17 protein-coding genes are annotated in these 14,541 nt (G+C 49.6%); 5 read left to right on the top strand and 12 right to left on the bottom strand.

What is annotated here, in order from left to right; translation table 11 throughout:
* Positions 1–27 precede the first annotated feature (27 nt).
* Together AC04MQ_RS13955 and AC04MQ_RS13950 are read left to right on the top strand one after the other, a co-directional pair.
* Entirely contained in the window at positions 28–675 is a 648-nt protein-coding gene (locus AC04MQ_RS13955) for a M14 family zinc carboxypeptidase (RefSeq protein WP_015090891.1), read from the top strand.
* A gap of 12 nt (positions 676–687) precedes the next feature.
* Complete coding sequence (locus AC04MQ_RS13950) at positions 688–1,509, top strand: 2,3,4,5-tetrahydropyridine-2,6-dicarboxylate N-succinyltransferase (protein ID WP_015090890.1); 822 nt, start codon at positions 688–690, stop codon at positions 1,507–1,509.
* A gap of 9 nt (positions 1,510–1,518) precedes the next feature.
* Here AC04MQ_RS13950 and AC04MQ_RS13945 read toward each other — a convergent pair whose 3' ends face one another.
* The 9 genes from AC04MQ_RS13945 to AC04MQ_RS13905 form a co-directional block, all read right to left on the bottom strand.
* Positions 1,519–2,769 carry an FtsX-like permease family protein gene (locus AC04MQ_RS13945; protein ID WP_475392368.1) on the bottom strand — a complete coding sequence of 417 codons (1,251 nt, stop codon included), beginning with the start codon at positions 2,767–2,769 and terminating at the stop codon, positions 1,519–1,521.
* Positions 2,770–2,806: 37 nt separating this feature from the next.
* Positions 2,807–3,604, bottom strand: a complete 798-nt coding sequence (locus AC04MQ_RS13940) for a substrate-binding periplasmic protein (RefSeq protein WP_015090887.1) — start codon at positions 3,602–3,604, stop codon at positions 2,807–2,809.
* The gene (locus tag AC04MQ_RS13935; RefSeq protein ID WP_475392367.1) at positions 3,601–4,386 is read right to left on the bottom strand and encodes a substrate-binding periplasmic protein; all 786 of its coding nucleotides are present in this window, start codon (positions 4,384–4,386) and stop codon (positions 3,601–3,603) included. Before AC04MQ_RS13935 ends, AC04MQ_RS13940 begins: the two co-directional genes overlap by 4 nt.
* Positions 4,387–4,520: 134 nt before the next feature.
* The gene (locus AC04MQ_RS13930) at positions 4,521–5,471 is read right to left on the bottom strand and encodes an MlaD family protein (RefSeq protein WP_015090885.1); all 951 of its coding nucleotides are present in this window, start codon (positions 5,469–5,471) and stop codon (positions 4,521–4,523) included.
* Entirely contained in the window at positions 5,468–6,178 is a 711-nt protein-coding gene (locus AC04MQ_RS13925) for a cell division ATP-binding protein FtsE (RefSeq protein ID WP_015090884.1), read from the bottom strand. Before AC04MQ_RS13925 ends, AC04MQ_RS13930 begins: the two co-directional genes overlap by 4 nt.
* Positions 6,178–7,002 (bottom strand): MlaE family ABC transporter permease, encoded by an 825-nt coding sequence (locus tag AC04MQ_RS13920; protein ID WP_041577479.1) that lies wholly within the window; start codon positions 7,000–7,002, stop codon positions 6,178–6,180. Before AC04MQ_RS13920 ends, AC04MQ_RS13925 begins: the two co-directional genes overlap by 1 nt.
* A 71-nt stretch (positions 7,003–7,073) precedes the next feature.
* Entirely contained in the window at positions 7,074–7,649 is a 576-nt protein-coding gene (locus tag AC04MQ_RS13915; protein ID WP_015090882.1) for a YdcF family protein, read from the bottom strand.
* The gene (locus AC04MQ_RS13910; protein WP_475392366.1) at positions 7,636–8,013 is read right to left on the bottom strand and encodes a RidA family protein; all 378 of its coding nucleotides are present in this window, start codon (positions 8,011–8,013) and stop codon (positions 7,636–7,638) included. Before AC04MQ_RS13910 ends, AC04MQ_RS13915 begins: the two co-directional genes overlap by 14 nt.
* A gap of 37 nt (positions 8,014–8,050) precedes the next feature.
* The gene (locus AC04MQ_RS13905; RefSeq protein WP_015090880.1) at positions 8,051–8,539 is read right to left on the bottom strand and encodes a hypothetical protein; all 489 of its coding nucleotides are present in this window, start codon (positions 8,537–8,539) and stop codon (positions 8,051–8,053) included.
* 147 nt (positions 8,540–8,686) lie between these two features.
* On the opposite strand from AC04MQ_RS13905, the gene AC04MQ_RS13900 reads away from it, so the two are divergent.
* A complete protein-coding gene (locus tag AC04MQ_RS13900) occupies positions 8,687–9,316 on the top strand; it encodes a L,D-transpeptidase family protein (protein ID WP_475392365.1) in 630 nt (209 codons plus the stop codon).
* Here AC04MQ_RS13900 and AC04MQ_RS13895 read toward each other — a convergent pair.
* Positions 9,313–10,686 carry an HD domain-containing phosphohydrolase gene (locus tag AC04MQ_RS13895; RefSeq protein ID WP_475392364.1) on the bottom strand — a complete coding sequence of 458 codons (1,374 nt, stop codon included), beginning with the start codon at positions 10,684–10,686 and terminating at the stop codon, positions 9,313–9,315. The genes AC04MQ_RS13900 and AC04MQ_RS13895 overlap by 4 nt on opposite strands.
* Before the next feature lie 111 nt (positions 10,687–10,797).
* Between AC04MQ_RS13895 and AC04MQ_RS13890 the strand changes: the two genes are divergently transcribed.
* Both AC04MQ_RS13890 and AC04MQ_RS13885 read left to right on the top strand, forming a co-directional pair.
* A complete protein-coding gene (locus tag AC04MQ_RS13890) occupies positions 10,798–11,439 on the top strand; it encodes a chalcone isomerase family protein (protein WP_015090876.1) in 642 nt (213 codons plus the stop codon).
* 221 nt (positions 11,440–11,660) lie between these two features.
* Positions 11,661–12,272, top strand: a complete 612-nt coding sequence (locus tag AC04MQ_RS13885; protein WP_041577475.1) for an NADPH-dependent FMN reductase — start codon at positions 11,661–11,663, stop codon at positions 12,270–12,272.
* Positions 12,273–12,401: 129 nt separating this feature from the next.
* Here the strand turns inward: AC04MQ_RS13885 and AC04MQ_RS13880 are convergent, their stop codons facing one another.
* Positions 12,402–13,166, bottom strand: a complete 765-nt coding sequence (locus AC04MQ_RS13880; RefSeq protein ID WP_475392363.1) for a tail fiber protein — start codon at positions 13,164–13,166, stop codon at positions 12,402–12,404.
* Positions 13,167–13,512: 346 nt separating this feature from the next.
* The gene (locus AC04MQ_RS13875; RefSeq protein WP_080602369.1) at positions 13,513–13,950 is read right to left on the bottom strand and encodes a DMT family transporter; all 438 of its coding nucleotides are present in this window, start codon (positions 13,948–13,950) and stop codon (positions 13,513–13,515) included.
* Positions 13,951–14,541: the final 591 nt, after the last annotated feature.

The following is a 14,541-nucleotide window of genomic DNA, read 5'->3' as shown; positions in this document are numbered from 1 at the left end:
ATGATGGCCCATGAAGGATGATTTGTCATGAAAACTTCTATTTTTACTTACACTTCCAAAGGTTTGCCGGTACCGGCCTGGCACTTCAACAACAACGGCCCTGAAGTTCTGATCCTGGGCGGCGTTCATGGTGACGAGGTCGAAGGTGTTATCGCAGCCCAAGAGCTGCTGAAGCACTTCATGAACTCCAACCCCTACAAACTTAACATCACCCTGGTGCCGCAATTCAATCTTGAAGGTGTGATCTTCAAAACCCGCGGCAACGGCAACGGCGTGGATCTGAACCGCAACCTGCCAACCAAGGACTGGTCTCCGGAAGTAAAAACTCCGCGCTATCACCCGGGACCGGCTGCGGGCAGCGAAAAAGAAAATCACGGGCTAATGACTTATCTGGATAAAAAAAAGCCTGTCTATGTTTTATCACTGCACTCTTGGCATCCGGTTTTGAATGTCAACGGCGACTGTCGTCCGGTGGCGGAAGTTTTGTCCCGCCTGACGGGTTACAAAATTGACGACGACATCGGATACCCAACTCCGGGCTGTCTGGGCACCTATGCGGGCCTTGAAAGAAACTGCCCGACACTGACTTACGAAATCGAACGCGGTCTTTCAGCTGAAAAAATCATCGAAGTCCACGTCCCGGCAATCCTCGAATCTTTGAAAGTACTGGAATAAGGAAGGAACACCATGCAAGAACAAGTCTCAAAACTTTGGACCGAAATTCAAGGCGGAAAAACGATCGATCAACTTTCAACTACTGAATTGAAAGCCGTTTTTGAAACCATCGAAGGCCTGGATTCCGGCACTTTGCGCGTTTGCCAAAAACAAGATGGCAAATGGATCACCAACGAATGGATCAAAAAAGCCATCCTGCTTTATTTCCGTATTCAAAAAATGGAACCAATGAATGCAGGCGACATCGCCTTCTTCGACAAAATCCCATTGAAACGCTGGTCTGAAGAAGACGGCGTGCGCGTCGTTCCACCAGCCGTGGCCCGCAAAGGCTGCTTCATTGAAAAAGGCGCGATCCTGATGCCATCTTATGTGAACATCGGAGCTTACGTCGGTTCCGGCACTATGGTCGACACTTGGGCTACAGTGGGCTCTTGCGCTCAAATCGGCAAGAACGTGCACTTGTCCGGCGGCGTGGGTATCGGCGGCGTTCTAGAACCAATTCAGGCCTCTCCGGTGATCGTGGAAGACAATGCCTTCATCGGCAGCCGCTGCATCGTGGTAGAAGGTGCTGTGATTGAAGAAGGTGCGGTTCTGGGTGCGGGTGTGACCATCACGGCCAGCACCAAAATCATCGATGTGACGGGCTCATCCCCTGTTGAATACAAAGGCCGCGTGCCTGCCAATTCCGTGGTGATTCCGGGCACACAGATGAAGGACTTCGCGGCAGGCACCTATGGCGTCCCTTGCGCACTGATCATCGGCAAACGCAAAGCCAGCACAGACCTGAAAACTTCCCTGACCGACGCCCTTCGCGACCATCAGGTGAGTGTTTAATTTTTAGTATTATTTCATTCTTAAAGCATCGGACGGCTGCACTTCTGCAGCCGTTCTTGCTGGAATATAAGAGCCCAGCAAAGCAATCAATCCACTGACAATCAAGACCCCAAAGACCAGGCCATAGTTGACCAAAGCCGGGATGGAAGAATCATAGTAAACATCCGACGGCAAAAACTGAATCGGATTGGCTTGAATGTAAAGACTCAAACCTGTTCCCAGAACCACGCCCCCCACAACACCAATACCGGCCAGGAAAAAGCCGATCTGGGTGAACGTGCGAACCGTCTGATGCGAAGAAAAACCGATCGTGCGCAAGATCGCGATATCGCGTTTTTTCTGCGACAACAGCAACGCCAACACGGTCAGAATCGAACTGCCCGCGATCATGCCGGCAAGCCCCAGAAAAATCCCAATGGTCAGCTTTTCAAGCTTTAGCGCATACAACAACGCCGAATTGCGATCCATCCAGGTTTCAACACTGACACCTTCAAACTTCAACAGATCCTCTTTCACGGATTCAATGCGCCCCTCATCCGGCAGCCACACTTCAATTCCGTTTTTGCGCAAGCCCTCATTCACCAGCGCATTCAAAGCCTCACCGCGCTGATAAAAAAGATACTGCCCATCCAGATCCGGCAAACTGGTGGTGACAATGCGCTTGATACGCACGCGTTCAAACTTCGGGGTTTCCCCCGGAGGCAGCAATAATCCTGAAGGCGACACCACGGTCAGGAAGTCCCCTTCAAAAACACCCAGGGACTGGGCCAGATCCACGCCCATCACCACTTCCCCGCGCCCCGGAACATCCTGCGGATCCCAGAAGTAGGCTTGAGAATCCCGGTCCGTGACTTTGCGATCAATGCGCTGAAGCTGTTCAATGAAGTGTTCAAGACTTTCCCGGGTCACACCGCGCGCGATGCCACCACGGAACTGTCCATCCTGACTGCGGATGATGATATCCATGGTTTCATAGACATAGGCACGATTGGCCGGATCTTCCTGCAGACGTTGAAACGCAGGACTGGATTCAAGGCTTTGTGCGGTGTCGGCTCCGGCCACCTGCACATACAGATGCGGCTCCAGCCCCAGAATGCGCTTATGAATGCTGGCATTCATTCCGTTCATGACAAACAAAACCACTAGGAACGCCGTCACACTGATTGTGATCCCAACCATGGACAACCAGGCGATGCGTTTCACCAAAGAACCCGCTCGCGGAGAAAATATAAAATGACGGAAAAGGTGGCCTACCAACATCCCCCCATAATAGAGCCTGGGGACCTGGATTCAAGCCTCAATGGGGCTTCGGACCACTTTTAAGCATGGCGGCAAGGCGCTCGCCCACGTAAATTCGCACGATATTGTCGTATTCGCCGCTTTGGCGCATGCGCTCGAGTTCCTTATCGAAAGCCGATCGTAATTTAGCATCCCGAAAGGCCACATGGCTGTGATTTACCACCGGGAACAGATCAAAAACATCCACATCCGCTCCGGTGTTCACCTGGGAAGCCATGGTCATTCTGAACCAGCCAAAGATATACCGATCCATCACCAACGCATCAATGTCCCCAGCCCACAGGGCTTTGACCTGATCTTCCTGACGAACAAACTCACGATAGTTGTCAGGCAACCGGCCGTTGGCTTTAGGCGAAAACACCCGGGCAAAATCCTTCCCCAGGTCTTTCCAGGCATTATGCCAGGCCCCAACACGCACACCCGACAGATCCGAGACCTTCTTGGCGCTGAGCTTGCGGGATCTTAAAGCGATCAGATAATTTTCATAAGCGACAAAGGGTTTGGAGTAATAGTGACCAGCACCATCCCCGTTTTGCGGAACCCCGACCACCACATCAAATGTGTTGCCGTGTTTGGCCTCAGCTTCGATACGATATGGCGACATCACCTGCTGGCGGACCTTGTAACCCAGACGCTTCAGGATCTCCATCGCCAGATCCACTTCAATGCCACGGGTGTTCCCGCGCTCTGAAAAGGAATAAGGCGGGCGGCCTTTGCCAAAGGCCACGGACAAAGATTTAGCCTCTTCCGCCTGAACACCTGAACAGAAAAACAAAAGTGCCAGAATCAATTTCATTTTTTACCCAATCCTGCCAGGCGCTCACCCGTATAGGCTTTCACCATGCGGGCATAGTCCCCGCTGTCGCGCAAACGTTTCAGCTCACGATTGAAAGCATCACGGGTCTTTTCTTCACGGAAGGACACATAAGCTGGCGTGTTTTCAGGGAAGATCTCATGCACCTTCACATCTTGCGTGAAGGTGCCCCCCTCTTGCGGCGTCAGACGAAGCCACTCAAAGATATAGCGATCCATAATCAGCACATCCACTTCGCCTTTGTACAGACTGGCAAAACGATCTTTGGTCTGCGGATACTCGACAAGATTCGCCGGAACTTTCCCGTTGAATCCGGGCTCAAAGATTCTTTTAAAATCCGCTCCCAGATCTTTCCAGGCCCCGCGCCACACGGCGACCTTCAAAGACTGCAGATCCTTGGCACTTTTGATCGTGATCTTCCGGGATTTCAGACTGAAAGCGCAAACCTCATGATCCATGAAGGCCTGGGAATAATAGCGGCCGCCCTCACGATTGCGCACACCCACAATCATATCAAAGGTGTCGCCATGAGTGGCTTCGGTTTCCAAACGCAAATAGGACAGGCTTTTGAATTCATGCGGAGCCTGCAGGGATTTTAAAATTTCCCGCACCAGATCCACTTCGATGCCGTGGACCACGCCGTTTTCCTCATAGATATAAGGCGGCTTGCTTTTTCCAAAAGCAACCTTCAAGGTTTTGGCGTCCATTTGTACCGGTAATACGTTCAGAAGTAAGATTGTCAGGAAGCGAAAAACATTTCGCATGATCAACCATCCCCATGCTCAACATTGTGAGCTGAAGTATTATCGTGCGAATCGGAGTATTACTGAAGAGTAATAAAGAATTTTTGATATGTTGTAATGTGCCCCAAAGCGAGACACATCACAACGATTCAGATCTATTTACCGGCTGGAAGACGATCTTGAGTTTCCTCGTCTTTGACTTCTTTAACACTGCTTCTCATGAAGAAGCTTTTTTGCATGGCCTTTAATACAACAACTGTTTCGTCCAATGCCTGTACCAAACGCACACTGGCCCCTGGAAGCTCGCCTTCGACTTGTTTCACCGCGGGTCCCAGCGCCTTGGTCATTACTGCCAGGTTCTGGGTCATCACGGCAAGGTCTTTGGCCATTTCCGGATTCTGTTCGTTCAGTTCAGGAAGGATTTTGTTAATCTCACGCGTGGTCACGGCAAGATTTCCCACCAGTTTTTGCACACCATCATCATGCGTGGCCTGTTTGGAAAGTTTAATCACTTCCACTGACATCGTGTTCAGGTTTTTCACCAAAGGATCCAAACGGTCAATCACACGAACCAGGCTTTCTGCGCGGCTTTTATCCGCAAACGCATCCACAAGGACCTGCACACTCTCTAAAATCCCGCCCAACTTGCTCAGGTAAGAATTCAGGTGTTTACCGCTCATCAATGTCATCAGATCCACCGTTTCGATGGACTTCACTGCACTGTGATCCGGGATCATTTCAAACTCTTCGTTCCCCACCGTCAGCTCCAGCACCCTCTCACCGATGATGAACGGACGAATCAACTGCACCGTGCTGTTTTCACGAATGCGATTCTGGAATTTCCCCAGAACATAGAAGCCAACACGAATGCGGTTGTCACTTTCCAGTTCCACGGTTTCAACGGCACCGGCACGAAGACCTGCCATCTGCACCAGTGTGCCCTGATGAATACCGTCGGCATTCTCAAAGGTCGTGGTGAAGCGCACCTTCGGCTCAAACCAGCCTTGTTTTACTGCCGCACTGATGGCTGTGACAATCACACCCACAATGGCCAGAACAACAAAAAGGCCGGCGACTCTTTCAAACTTGTTGAATTTTACCTTCATAGGTGAACAACTCTTTTCTCGGGATCCACAGCCTGGAAGTAAATCTGTCCGTCATCCAGGTGAATGATCTGATAATTGAAAAGATTCATGAACTTTTCATCATAGGAACTGATAAAGATATGTTTCAGGTGCCCCTCTTTGCGCAGACGGTGCACGTGATCAGCAAAGATATAGACACTGTCCTGCCCCAGGCCCACGCTTGGATCATCCAACAGCAGCATTTCCGGCTGCATCACCACTGCGCGCATCAGGCACGTCAGCTTGCGAATACGACCCGGGACATGGGCCGGTCTTTCGTGGGCAAATTTCTCGATGCCAAATTCCTTGATCATCGCTTCGACGCGGGCTTTGCATTCTTCCGGCGTCAAAACCTTATGATACAAAAGAGGCAGCATCAGATTGTCATACAAAGTACGATTGTTGATCAGACCGCCGTAATCGAAGGAATAGCCGATCTTCAGACGGAATGGCAAAAATTCTTCAAAGGACATATCCACCACGTTTTCACCGTTGATCAGATATTTCCCGGACTGGGGAATCTGCAGGCCTGCCAGAATCTGCAACAGAGAGCTCTTCCCCGCCCCTTCATCGGCTTTCACCCACAGAATTTCGTTCATTGGAAAATCAAACTCCACATTCTGAACAATTGGCTCCTGCCCTTCATGAGTGAAAGACACGCCTTCAAATTTTAGATTTTCGATTTTCATCACACCACCCCTAAACTACGAAGTTGATTTAGATAAAACAAAGCTGTCACAATCAGATTAAACACGACCACAAAGATGATACTGTTCACCACGGCCTGGGTCGTGACCTGTGGAACCTCGTGCGGACTGCGCTTCACAGAAAGCCCCTGATAGCAGCACACCACAAAAATAATCATCCCGCTGAAACCGTTCTTCAGCAGGAAGATCAGCACGTCCTCTTTGGCAAAGGCACGCATCAATGAATCCGTATAAAAAGCCAGGGGCAGATCCTGCACGAATTTCGTGACCAGGAATCCGCCAATCAAAGCGATAAAATTGAAATAAAACGCCAGCCCCAGCACGCTGATGATTCCACCCAGCACACGCGGGAACACAATAAAACTCAGCGGGTTGATACCCATGCTTTCCAGCGCTTCAATCTCGCGATTGGCGCGCATGTTCCCGACTTCTGAAGCCACGGCTGTACCCGAGCGCGCGATCACCACCAAAGCCACCAGCAAGGGACCGGCCTCACGGACGATCATGACGATCAGGAAGTTTCCGATCATCTGGGTGCCGCCCAGCAGTGACAGATTGGACAGGGACTGAAGCAAAATGATAGACCCGGTTCCCAAAGCCAGAACCGAAATCAGTGGCAGCGCCTGCCAGCCGGTGAAATAGATTTGTGCTGAAATAACGCCGACGATCTGGCGGAAGCCCTGGGCACGATCTAAAACCGTGGCACGCAGAGAAAGATAAACCATCAGGAGAACACGTGCCGTGTACTCCACATTCTTTGTTACTGATCTTCCTAGCGAGTCTATTTGCGCCAGTAAAGAAGTCATGATTCACCCTCGATTTCTCAAGGATTTATCGGTTCATTTGGATAAAAGATGTCTTGGTCAAAGGTCTGGTTTTAGTAGGCCCAGATAGAGTAAAACAGCGATTTCAGAGCCTCAAACCCCGACTCCCAGACGGAAGACTCAAAGCGGCCGCCAATAATCGCATGCTTTTCGATGTAGATGTTTTCAGGAAACGTGGCCCGGAACGTCCGGTAAGAACGATACATATGCAGACGTGATGTCACCAGCAGGATGTCCCGGCACTTCAGCGCCTCCACAATCGGCAGGCTTTGCTGGGCATTTCCATAAGTGGTTTCTGAACGGCGGTCCAAGACCACATCGTTTTCGCTCAGGTTCCCATAAAAGGGCCACACCGGCATGATCTCGCGCAGACGCGCATTGGAATACACGCCCGAAATAACGAGCTTTTTGACATTCTGATTCGCCAGAAGGTCAAACCCCTCCCTCACCCTGCCTGCGCCGCCCGTCAGGACCACCGCGCAGTCAGCGGAAGGAGTTTTCGTCCAGGATTGAATCCGCTCACTCTGCACCTTCTGATATTCGTCGACAAAGCGGTATAGCACCACTGCGCTCAGGAATGCCAGAGCCCAGAATGAACGGGATTTCAACAGGGACTTAGCGATGCGCAATGACTTCGATCTCCACGTTCACACCTTTAGGCAAACCGGCAACCGCAACAGTGGAACGCGCCGGAGGAGCGTCCGTGAAAGCCTTTGCGTAGATCTCGTTCACAGCTGCAAAGTCCGACATGCTGGTCAGGAAGATCGTGGTTTTCACGATGTTGCTGTATTTCATGTTGGAGGCTGCCAGAACCGCTTCGATGTTTTTCAAAACCATTTCCGTCTGGGTTTTGATGTCGCCAGTGAAAACTTCGTTGGTTTTTGGATCGATGGAAATCTGACCGGAGCAGAACAACATGTCGCCGATCTGAATCGCCTGAGAATAAGGACCAACAGCTTTAGGTGCGTTGCCTGTGTGAATAACTTTTTTCATAAATATCCTTTTTCAAGATTGGAAATTTGGTTGAGGATTAGAAATAGAAAATGATTCCGGCGCTGAACGGACCGTCGCCGATGGTTCTGAAACGCACGTTGTCGCCAGAGATCACACCCACGCCACCTTCAAAGGTGAATGCCAGGGAATCAAGGCCGGTGAAGAAGAACTCACCACCGAACAATGCATTCAGTTCGAAACCGGATTCTTTATCGCCAGCCACTTCATTGTTCAGGATGCCCAAAGTACCACCCATATAGAAGTTCATGTTGTCTTCTTTGAAAACGATACGGCGAATCCCCGCATTGAAAGCAAATTTGGAATAATCTTCCTGAGTATCGATACCCAAACCACCCGCGATGGAAACATCCGGAGCAATATAATAAACCGCTGCCAACTGAGCCAGATCCAAAGCAGAGTGACTTTTAACACCCACACCCAAACGGTTGGTCAATTCCTTGGCCTCCCCTTGAGCTGCAAAAACAACTGTTACCAAACATAGCGCCAACGCCACTTTTTTAAGCACTTTGATCTCCTTGTGATCGAATTTTTAAGCCCTCTTATTAAAGGCAAAACCACGAGCTGGCGCAAAGGATTTTCCTTCTTACGGACAGTGTCAAAGCTGCCAAAAGCCCCCTTGCGCAAAGCCCCCACTTCGTGGGAAATCAGGGACATGAAATCCCTTTGGTTCGCACTTCTGATTCTTGCCCCCACGACTTCTTTTGCCATCATCAAGGGCGATGGCTTTGAAATGCTCAGCCCTGATGAAAGCCGCATGCTGGAAGTGGGCTTGGAATCTTCAGAGCTTCCCAGCCTGTGCCCGCGCGCCAAAGAGTTCGCTGATAATGCCCGCTGGGATCACGCCCCCATTTCGCAAAAATTGGATTTCGTGCTGGTCGATAAAAAACGCCGTCTGCTGCATGTGATGCGCCACGGGCAAGTACTGGCAACATATGCTGTCGCTCTTGGCGGAAACCCGCAAGGCCACAAGAAAAACGAAGGCGACCAGCGCACTCCGGAAGGCCGTTACTTCTTTGATCTGAAAAAAGAAAAGAGCGAATATCATCTGGGCCTTCGTATCAATTATCCCAATGCCAAAGATCTTGCGGAAGCCAAAAAGAACGGCATCAAAAATCCGGGCGACAGTATTTTGATTCACGGTCTGCCCAACAGCTGGGTCAAACGCAAAGTCATCCGCCATCCCCGCGATTGGACCAAGGGATGCATGGCTGTTCGTGATTATGAAATTGAAGAAATTTACGCAAACATGGATTTGGGCGGAATGATCGAAATCTGCCCTTAAAGCAAAGAATCGGCAATGGCTGCCAGGAACGCTGGCGGGAATGCCACGCCGGAGTTATTCTCGGCTTCCCAGATTTTCTCTTTCAAGAAGCGAAAGCCCACGCCGTTCTTTTTCATTGTCGTCAAAACACCCTGATCGATCTTTTCTGCAAACTGAAGGATAAGGGCTTCCACCGGAATCTTGTCTGCTGGAACCTGATTCGGAAATCCCTTTTCGTCAAAACGCTCGTGGGTGCAAACCATCACGGCCTTGACTTCTTCAGTCAACGGCAAGCCTTTGATAAGGCAGCGATTCATGGACAGAATCGGATGATTGTTAAATTCACGCTGCTGTTCTTCCAAAACAGTTCTGCCTTCGGAAGTTAAAAACTCGCGGCTGATCCTGTCGTCGATATCAAACAGCCCCACATCCGTCAGCAGGCCGGCTATCAGCACCGTCAGGGGATCCCCCTGTCCGCTTTTCCTCGAGATGATAGCCCCGTACACCGCAATCCACGGCGCGCGCCAAATCTCGTAGAACTCTCCTTCCAGCACTTCGCGGAAAAGATCCCACAGGTCCTCTTCAGTTCCCAGCAGCTGCAAAAGATCCGAAGCCGTTTTAAGAAGAGCTTCATAACGGGAACGGAATGTCCCAGGCCCTGGTGATTTGAAATCAAAAAGAAGAATTTCATTCAAATACAAAGCCCCATGGCACAGGGACAGAAACAGCGCACGTGCGCGCTTTTTCAAACCATGCCCGGAGGTGTCATAGTAATTCGTGATGTAATCCAGATACTTTTCACTGTCGCGATTTTGAATAAAGGTGTTGTCGGCTTTCCCGACCCGCTGGAAGCGTTCATCACTGAGAACTGAATTGCTGTAAACGACCGCCAGATAACGCTGATTCAGCGGCATGCGTACAAACACCGGGAATGTCATGGTGGTCATCGGGAACAAGTCACCGATTTGAATTTCAAAATACTGGGCCCGGCAACGATACAGACAGATATACTCAAACTTCAGGGTGCGGTTGAATTCACTTTGCGAAAGTGGTGTCACGCGCGGATTCTGGGTTCCTTCCAGATTCTCGCGCGACAGGGAAGCCGCCATGACGGTCACAATCCGGGATCGAGGGAACAGATTCAAAACCTGATCCACTCGCGCCGCAAATGCGGACAGATCCTCATTCTGCTCTTGCACCATCAAAACCATTTGCGCGCGCATCAGGTCCGAGCGCGAAGCCGCATCCAGTTCAGAATAAGGCATTTGTTTGAAGGTCAGATAGTGACGGGAAATCACTTCCTTGGCGCGGTTTAAAATCGCCTCATCCTCGGACAGGATCAGAAGTTCCAATTTTTGTCTGAATAAGGTCTGCGTCCGGGTGTCAGTCATTGCTTTAAAAATTCTAAACTTCCGCACGGGAGCTGCCAACAAAACTTTTCCGGGTTGACAATTAATCCCCCTCAACCAATCCTATCTGGACCAATTCGAGAAAGGACCTGTATGAAACACCTTATCGCAGCCCTTGCGACCGTTCTTTTGTCTGTAAACTCCATGGCAGCCCTGCTGACTCCGGAAGGAACCGGCGAAAAAGTGGAAAAAGTGACCCTGTCCACTTCCGCGACTGCCAATGTTGAAAGCGAATCCCTGAAACTGACTTCAGTGGGCGCAGGCCTGCGCGCCAAGAAAGTGGTTTTCGTGAACGTGAAAGTTTATGTGGGCCAGCTTTTCGTCAGCAATCCAGAAACCTTCAAGAAAACCGATGCTGAAGCCCTGACTTCACTAAAGGATCAGCAAGCCGTTGCCATCCAAATGCACTTCCTGCGTGGTGTGGATGCCGATAACGTGCAAAAGTCATTCAAAGAAGCACTTAAAGCCAATGGCGTGAGTTCTGACGAAGCGTCCGTGAAACAATTCCTGGACTCTGTGGCAAAAGGTGGCGAAGCCAAAGAAGGCAAAGCGCTGACTGTACTGGGTGCTAAATTGAAAGACGGATCTGAAGCTGTTCTTTACGAAACAACTTCCGGCAACGTTTCTGAAATCAAAGGTCCTGCAGGATTTATCGAAAAGGTGTTCTCTATCTGGCTGGGCAAACCATCTGATGATGGTGTAGCCACTTTGAAAAAATCCATCCTGAAAAAATAGTTCCATCTTTTTGAGGCCGATCACGCAGGTCGGCGTCAATCTCCACATCAAAGATCTTTCCACGCGAAGCCTCGCCCAAAATTCGCTCTCCTGTAAATTACAAGATCACTAAAGTTCCTCCCGAAAATCCCCCGGGCCAATTTGTATTTTGGAATATTCCCCGCTATTTCATCGGCCTAACAGACCCACAGTGAGACACTGTCCACGACAGTGAGGTGCGCATGAAAGTCTTTATGTTTGCGGCGTCTTTGCGCCACGGTTCTTACAACAAAAAACTGATCCGGGTCGCCGCAGAAATGGTGCAAGATCTGCCTTTTTGCGAGGTGGATCTTTGCGAATTCAACGAATTTCCCCTGCCGATGTATGACGCTGACCTGGAAAACTCCAAGGGCATTCCTCAAGGTGCCAAGGACCTGGGAAAGAAATTTACCGAGGCCGACGCCATTATCATTTCAAGTCCTGAATACAACGGAAGCATTCCTGGTACATTCAAGAATGCCATTGACTGGCTGTCTCGCTTAAAACCGGTACCCATTGAAAAGAAGCACATCCTGCTGCTGGGCGCTTCGCCTGGGGCATTAGGTGCCGTGCGGGGAAACTTGCACGCACGTGTGCCCTTGCATGTTCTAAAATCCTATGTGTATCCAGAATACTTTGGCGTGGCGAAAGCCGACGACGCTTTTGACAAAGATGGAAAGCTCAAAGACGAAAAGCAGATTGAAAAGCTGCAGGCAATGATTGCGGATTTTATCCACTTTGCCTCCAGAAAAGAGACGCCATTTGAAAAGCTCACAGAATTTGTGGATGAAAAGATCCACCAACAACACAACTAGAGCGCTCGCGCAAGACGGACCCACATCCCCGGGATCTAATCCCTGCACTGCCTGCAAAACTAAAAAAGGGGATGATTTACTCATCCCCTTTTATATTTCTGAATCACCGTTGTGAATAATTCACTGAGTTTACTGACAAACAAAGATGCGTGGAGCCGTTCTCAGCTGGCCATCAGCCAGTGATGCCGTGATCGGAGACGAAGGCACAAATTCTTTGGTGTTAGCCGGAGCATCGTGCTTCCATAAACCAAACAACACTTCCCCTTTTTCGCAGTTGGCACCACCGGAAGGCCATTCCCCATTCACAACCACATAGTTGTATAGCTTCGAGCGTCCATCATCGTTATTCTCAATTCCACCCGGCAGAATCACATTCGGAAAACGAACCAGGTCATCTGCCCTATGATTGGTAAACTTCAAATCATCAAAAACAGCCAGGCTATAGGCTCCAGAACTCTCAGCCAGAGCACTATGATCATCCAGCCTGCTGAAGTTACTCAAATCATAACGCATGCTCAGCGGGTATTGCTTGATAAAGGAAACAGAGCTGGAGCCGCCAGTCGTGGTTGGAAAAATCCCCTTGGTGCAAACGTAATATGAAAAGGTCAAAGCATCGGCAGTGACATCCTTAATAAATGGATATGCAAAAGTTCTGATTCCATCCCCGCCAAATTTATTTCCGTAAATCGAGAACAACGTGACGTTACTCATCAAATCAATAACCCGACCGTCGGCCTTCGCCCATTTTTCTGAATTCGGCTGTACGGTGGCCACAAACGCCTTCACTTCCCCCAGGTCACATTCATTGCGGAAAGGGTCGTCCCAGGCCAGACAAACCGTGGACACCAGTTGCAGAAGAAGAAGTGCAGAGACCGTCATAAATTTCTTTTTCATAAACACACCTTTGTGATGATTGGTTATGTCTAACTGAATTGCATAGCCAATGCCATCCAAAATCCAGGTCCAAATCCACCACCGTCGCCTTGAGGGCCGCCCTGCCGACTTTCCGACAATCCAATACGCCGACGTCCCAGCACCTGCCGAACAACCGTCAGTTCTTTTTAATTTAATCCGAACCTGTTGCGGCCCATTTATACTCGCGATCGCCAAACATCTGATCTTAAGATGAACCTGATTTAAAGTTGAAAAGACGGGTTGTAGAAATAAAAAAAGAGTGGTTGTTCACCACTCTTTTGATTTCTTTTAAAATGTTTTTAAATTTCAGCGTCGAGAAAAGCCTTCAACCCGCGTTGCGCGGCGCCGCCGAGACCACAGGAGCGGCTGGAACCGGCACTACCACGGCCGATGGAATCGGCTCAATGTGTGTGGTTTCAACTTTCGCCACTTGTTCTTCGGCTTTTTTGCCTTCGCCCAAATTCAGAATGACCACGCCGGCAATAATCAACGTCGTCGCCACCACTTTCTGCAGCGGTAAAGGCTCATTGAAAATAACCAGTCCCAGGAAAGCCATCAAGGCTGTTCCCACTCCCGCCCAGATCGCATACACGTTACTGACGGGAAGATATTTAAGCGCCACAGTGAGGCTTATAAAGCAGATTCCATGACATGCTACTGTGAGCACGGATGGGAGCACCTTTGTAAACCCCTCTGAGTACTTCATTGTGATCGTACCGAAAACCTCGAATATAATTGCTGCTGCAAGATACACGTATGCCATAAGACACCCTGTCGCATCTCGACCCTTTCTATCGTATTAAATTGTGTTTACCCCGTGTCTCGGATGAACCTCCGAGAGATCTTTTTTTGAACCAGTCGACAAAAAAGACTTAAAAAGCGAACAGGAGAAAGCTCCTGTATTTGATATAACTAGAATACCACAGCCCTTTAAAAAAAGCTCTCACGACTCGACTCCAATGAGATTATGCAGTCATTTCATAGCTTTAGTGGTGAGACACAGCGAATATTTTTAGTCCAAATTTTGTTTGATTACACATTTCTGTGTTTATAGATATTCCCCTTTTGAAACAAAAAAGGACCTCCAAAGGGCAAGTTCGCCGTCTCTGAATGAAGTGAAAATGAAAGAAAAGATCCGAGTTGCCTCGCCAGCGAGCGCACTCACCAACCCAGGCAAGAACTCTCGTTGATAAACTTCTGCTTCTGATTGAGGCGATAAAGCCGAATCCGGGCCGTCTGCGACGTCAGCACGAAAGTTTCAGGCAGGAAAAAGTCTATCGTCAGATTTCGGGCATAAAAAAACCCGGATTACTTTCGTAACCCGGGTTCAAGTAAAATAGAGCTGGCGTCGTGC

It is taken from the genome of Bdellovibrio sp. MYbb2 (genome assembly GCF_056175685.1).
Note: the sequence above shows the minus strand (reverse complement) of the source record. Positions and strands in the feature narration are given on the sequence as shown.